Source organism: Acidovorax benzenivorans, assembly GCF_028680575.1.
GTDB lineage: Bacteria > Pseudomonadota > Gammaproteobacteria > Burkholderiales > Burkholderiaceae_C > Acidovorax > Acidovorax benzenivorans.
In genome coordinates this window covers 1-1,308 of the sequence record NZ_JAPCKI010000038.1, presented here as the reverse complement: position 1 = coordinate 1,308, position 1,308 = coordinate 1, and the positions used below count along the sequence as shown (strand labels likewise).

Here is a 1,308-nt window from a genome sequence, read left to right as displayed (position 1 = left end):
TTTCGAGGAGGCTGTTTGGTTTAAGTCAGACCACCACCTCGGTGCCCTGACTGGCGAGTTGCCGGTAGTAGTTTGCCTCAGCTTCTGCCGGTGGGATGTATCCGATGGGTTCGAGCAGGCGATGGTGGTTGAACCAAGACACCCATTCGAGCGTCGCGAACTCCACAGACTCCTTTGTCTTCCAGGGCGCTCGGCGATGGATTAACTCGGCCTTGTACAGGCCGTTTGTGGTCTCGGCCAATGCGTTGTCATAGCTGTCGCCCTTGCTGCCCACAGATGGCTCGATGCCTGCTTCGGCCAGCCGCTCCGTGTAGCGAATGCTGACGTACTGTGAGCCTCTATCGGAGTGACAAACCAGGCTGCCATCGCGCTCGGGCTGCCGGGCGTACAAAGCTTGCTCCAGCGCATCGAGCACGAAGTCCGTCCGCATCGAGCTGCTCACCCGCCAACCAACGATGCGCCTGGCAAACACATCAATGACGAAGGCCACGTACAACCAGCCCTGCCAGGTCGAAACATAGGTGAAGTCGCTGATCCACAACTGATTCGGTCGCTCGGCTCGGAACTGGCGGTTGACGCGGTCCAGCGGACACGGCGCCTTCGCGTCTCCAGCAGTGGTGCGTACGACCTTGCCTCGCATCACCCCACGCAGCCCCATCCTGCGCATCAAGCGCTCAACCGTGCAGCGGGCCACCGTCACGCCTTCGCGAGCCAGTTGCCGCCATACCTTGTCGGCGCCGTAGACCTGCATGTTGGCCTGCCAGACCCGCTTAATCTCCGGGCACAGCACCTCGTCACGCACAGCCCGAGCACAGCGTTTGTGGGGCTCGCGCAGCAGCGCCGCATGCCGCCGATACGCCGAATGGGCAATCTGCAAGACCTTGCAGAGCGGCTCGACCCCATAGGCATCGCGGTGCTTATTGAAGAAAGCCCTCAAGACTTCAGTCGGCGGTCGAGCTCCGCCTGAGCGAAAAACGCGCTGGCCAGCTTCAGTATCTCGTTGGCCCGGCGCAATTCTTTGACCTCGCGTTCCAGCTCCTTGACCCGCTGGGCTTCGGCTGTGGTGACACCTTCTCGTGTGCCTGCGTCCACTTCGGCACGTTTGACCCATTCGTTCAGCGTCTGCGGCACGCAGCCAATCTTGGGGGCGATGGATTCGATGGCGGCCCACAGTGACGGGTACTCCCCGCGCTGCTCCTGAACCATCCTCACTGCGCGCTCACGCACCTCCGGCGAGAACTTGTTCGTCTTCTTCATGGCTCAATCCTCTCAGAGTGTTGAGCCTCCGCGAAAACCGGGGCGATTCAC

General features: G+C 61.5%; 1 protein-coding gene and 1 other annotated feature. The gene reads right to left on the bottom strand.

Going from position 1 to position 1,308, the window contains the following annotated elements; all coding sequences use genetic code 11:
- Positions 1 to 25: 25 nt before the first annotated feature.
- A protein-coding gene (locus OIN59_RS25250) for an IS3 family transposase (RefSeq protein ID WP_274114960.1) occupies positions 26 to 1,257 on the bottom strand; the annotation gives its coding sequence in 2 pieces (ribosomal slippage) (positions 26 to 969 and positions 969 to 1,257; 1,233 coding nt in all).
- Positions 864 to 979: a sequence feature (AL1L pseudoknot), on the bottom strand. (Overlaps the previous gene by 116 nt.)
- Positions 1,258 to 1,308: the final 51 nt, after the last annotated feature.